General features: G+C 56.7%; 3 protein-coding genes and 1 pseudogene. 1 reads left to right on the forward strand and 3 read right to left on the reverse strand.

Annotation, left to right across the window (positions count from 1 at the left end; translation table 11 throughout):
* The coding region (locus V7680_RS15145) for an amidohydrolase family protein (RefSeq protein ID WP_335654091.1) at window positions 1-669 on the forward strand (669 nt) is incomplete at its 5' end.
* A 52-nt stretch (window positions 670-721) separates the two neighbouring features.
* On the opposite strand, the gene V7680_RS15150 is transcribed toward V7680_RS15145, so the two are convergent.
* The 3 genes and pseudogenes from V7680_RS15150 to V7680_RS15160 all read right to left on the reverse strand — a co-directional run.
* A complete protein-coding gene (locus tag V7680_RS15150) occupies window positions 722-2,803 on the reverse strand; it encodes a TonB-dependent receptor (protein WP_335654092.1) in 2,082 nt (693 codons plus the stop codon).
* Between the two features lie 97 nt (window positions 2,804-2,900).
* The gene (locus tag V7680_RS15155; RefSeq protein ID WP_335654093.1) at window positions 2,901-3,347 is read right to left on the reverse strand and encodes a hypothetical protein; all 447 of its coding nucleotides are present in this window, start codon (window positions 3,345-3,347) and stop codon (window positions 2,901-2,903) included.
* Window positions 3,348-3,382: 35 nt separating this feature from the next.
* Window positions 3,383-3,610 (reverse strand): annotated as a pseudogene (locus V7680_RS15160) (DNA polymerase III subunit beta); the annotation flags it as partial.

Here is a 3,610-nt window from a genome sequence, read left to right on the forward strand (position 1 = left end):
CCGGTGTTCATGGTCATCACCCAGGGCTGGCCAATGCAGTTCGAGATGGATCCGGATTTCAACTACGAACCACAAGCCGACGAAAGCATCGCCTCGCGCGCCGCCGCTGCTGGTAAATCGGGTGCGGAATATGCTTATGATCTGATGATGGCCGATGATGGCAAGGGCTTCATCTATCTGCCCTTGCTCAACTATATGGACGGCAATCTCGATTTCCTCGAAACATTGCAGCAGGCCGATGACACGGTGAACAGCCTGTCGGATGGCGGCGCGCATTGCGGCACCATCTGCGACGCAGCGAGCCCGACCTTCATGCTCGAATATTGGGTGAAGAACCGGACGCGCGGGACGATCAGTATCGAGAACGCGATTAAGCGGCAATGTCTGGATACGTCTCGGCTCTACGGCCTGAACGATCGCGGCGTGCTGAAGCCCGGCTATCTGGCGGATGTCAACGTGATCGACATGGAGCGGATCAAGCTGGGCAAGCCATGGCTGGCGTTCGACCTGCCAGCGGGCGGCAAGCGTTTGCTGCAGAAGGCTGATGGCTATGATTATACGATCAAGTCGGGGCAAGTGACCTTCAAGGGCGGGGTTGTTACCGACAAGCGTCCGGGTGGTCTGATCCGTGGCCCGCAGATGGTCGAGATGCTCGAAGCGGCTGAATAGTTGTAGGAGCGCAGCCGGATTGCCGGCTGCGCTCCTAAATCAATCGAGGGAATCAGAACCCGGTCCAGCGTAAGCGGACAAAGGCGCTTCTGCCTGCGCCCGGTAAACGTGCGCCTAGCGCCACGTCCGAACCGCTTACTCGATTATAGCCGGCCAGATGTTCCGCATAATTTTTATCGAACAGATTCTCGACACTGGCATCGAGCGTAAGCCTTGGCGTCAGTTCGACATGGCCGAATATTCCCGCTAGCAAATAACCATTGCTCGGCTGTTCGCTATTGGTAGCAGACACCTTGTTCTGGTCTGCAAAGACTTGCAGTTCAGCGCCCAAATGCCAGACGTCCTCCTGCCAGCTCAAAGCTACGCGCGCATTGGGCGGAGTAATGCGATAGAGATTATCATCGATATCGCGACGTTTCGCCCGGACATAGCTTGCAGTGCCATCCAGATTCAGCGGTCCGCTGATATGCCAACCGAAATCCAGGTCGGCACCATAAAATTCCGCATCGACATTGCCAAAACGTAACGGCGTTGGATCGCCATTCATATTTGCGACCATTTCTACCGGACTGTTGATGATGCCAGGAGTATCATCGAACGGCACGCCCTGGATAAAATCATCCACGCGACGATAGAACAGCGTTGGTCGTGCGTAGAAACGGCTATCCTGATAGTCGAAACCAATTTCGGCAATCCAGGCTTTTTCATTCCCGAGATTCAAATCGCCGACATAAATGTTACCGTCAGCAAGTCCGCCACTTGCGCCCGTCGGCAACCAGGAGAAGCGCTCGATCGCATTGGCGACACGGGTCTTGTACGCAAGCGACAGGCGAGGTTTGAAGCTCCCCATATCGCTCCAGAAACGTGCTGCTATATCAACGGTGTATCCGGACCACGCGCGATCCGAAGCGGCGAAGCCATCTGCGAGAATGCGGGGACCCATCGGAATGGCGCTGCCCAAAAGCGGGGCTCCTGCCTCCATCCGGTGATGATCAAGGCGGGCGCCGAGTTCGGCTTCGATCTGACCAACTGCCAAGCGGCTCTCGACGAAGCCGCCGATCCGGCTACCCGAAATATTGTTGAGCGATGTCAGGAAAAAGGCTGCGTTCGCGGGATTGGTGATCCGTACATCCTTGTCCATTGTCTCAACATCTGCGCCAATCCGGACATGACGATCCGGTGTTCCGATGCGTAGCGCGGTGGCAGCCGTACTGGTGTCCGCATCTGCAAAAGTGGAGCGCTGATCCATCGGACTGGCCGGTTCCTGTCGCAGCGAAAAATTGTCCATCAGATGGCGAACCGCGACATGGCCTGCTTCCACTTCCAGATAGAGATTGTCGCTGAGCTTGCCTTCATAGGCGAGCGACAGGAAGTCTGTGTTGAAATACTGGATATCCATCGGGAAAGGCGGGTTTCCGGTTGGGTCGGTTTCCTGACGGCGGTAAGACAGGGTCAGGCTGCCGTCGCCAATTTTCAAGCCCGCATGCGCTCCATAATTCAGGCGTTCAAAGCTGGATGAAGCAATCGTTCCTCCGGGGAATTGCAGATCATCGCCCTTTTCGTAGGAGGCAATCACTCCCAGTTTGACCCGTTCGTTGGACAGGCTGACAAGCCCTCCCATTAGATAGCTGTTGTCGCCGCTGCGATAGCCGGCGGTCAGATCGGTATGCGCTTGCATGGCCGCGCCTTCGGAGAACTGAGCTTCCTTTAGAATGGCATTCACCCCTCCGCCAAGGCCGGGGCCCTTGCGAACCGGGCTGATGCCGCGGTCGATTTCGATCCGGTCCACCAGTGCCATGGGCGCATAGTGCAGCGGTGGATCCATCAGATTGGGACCGCCAGACGAAAAGCGCTGCCCATTGACGCGGACCAATATCCGGTCGCCAAACAAGCCCCGATATTGCACCTGGCCGGACAGCCCGCCATTGTCGATCAAAGCGGCGCCTGGCGCGCGCGCCACCAGCGATGCAGCGTCAGGGGTAGAAATAATTTCCTTGTCGCTTTCGATTTCGTCGGTGGTCGCCGTGGCGCGCTGACCGGTAACAATGATATCGGTGAGCGGGTCGGCTGCGGCATAAGCAGGAGAGGCAAGCGCGATGTTCGCCGTAAAGGCGGTTAAAATTGTTCTATTCATGATAAATCCCAAACGGCCATGCCCCACTGCGTGGGAGGGCCGGAAAAATGCAAATGGTGCGATCAATCACCACTCAGGGCGAAGGTCGCGCGCTATTTCAGATGTTTTGGGAAGCTACAGGTGGCCCGGTTGCGGGTGGGATATTGATCCTGTTGCGCAGCGCAAAGCGGCGCGGTTCGGATGGTTCGTGCGCGGTCGGAGTCAATGTAGAGATTGCGAGCTCTGGTGCGGACGAAGCCAGACTAAGGGACGTGCCACTAGCAAAGGCACAAGCAGGAGTTGATTGTTCTTGTTCGGGTTCCGGCGCGGTCTCGTCCTGTTGACCATAGACCAGCGCAAGCAACTCATAATCCGGATTGTCCGGCGTGATCACCAGCTTGCTATCGGCGTGGCCGGAGCAAAGCTTTATCGCAAAGCCATCGGCGGTCTGGGTGGGCATAAAGCCCTGAGGCGAGAGCGCACCCAGCAACATCGCAAGCAACGCGAAAGCATGGATCGCCGGGTTGGTTTTCAGAAACCGGGAAAGGGAGACGCGACGAATCATAATTTGTCCGAAGACCATTTTTTCAGAGTCGAGCCCTAGACCCGCATCGGCATCAGAACGTACAGTGCAGTCGATTTGTCATTCTCGCGGATCAGCGTCGGTGCACTGGCATCGGCGAGATGCAGTTCGACTGTGTCGCCTTCGATCTCGCTCAGGATATCCATAAGATACTTCGAGTTGAAACCGATTTCGAACGTGTCGTCCTTGTAGGAGCCTGGCACTTCTTCCTCGGCCTTGCCATTTTCGGGCGAGGTGACGGACAG

Source organism: Parasphingorhabdus sp., from assembly GCF_036963705.1.
In the GTDB taxonomy this organism is placed as follows: domain Bacteria; phylum Pseudomonadota; class Alphaproteobacteria; order Sphingomonadales; family Sphingomonadaceae; genus Parasphingorhabdus.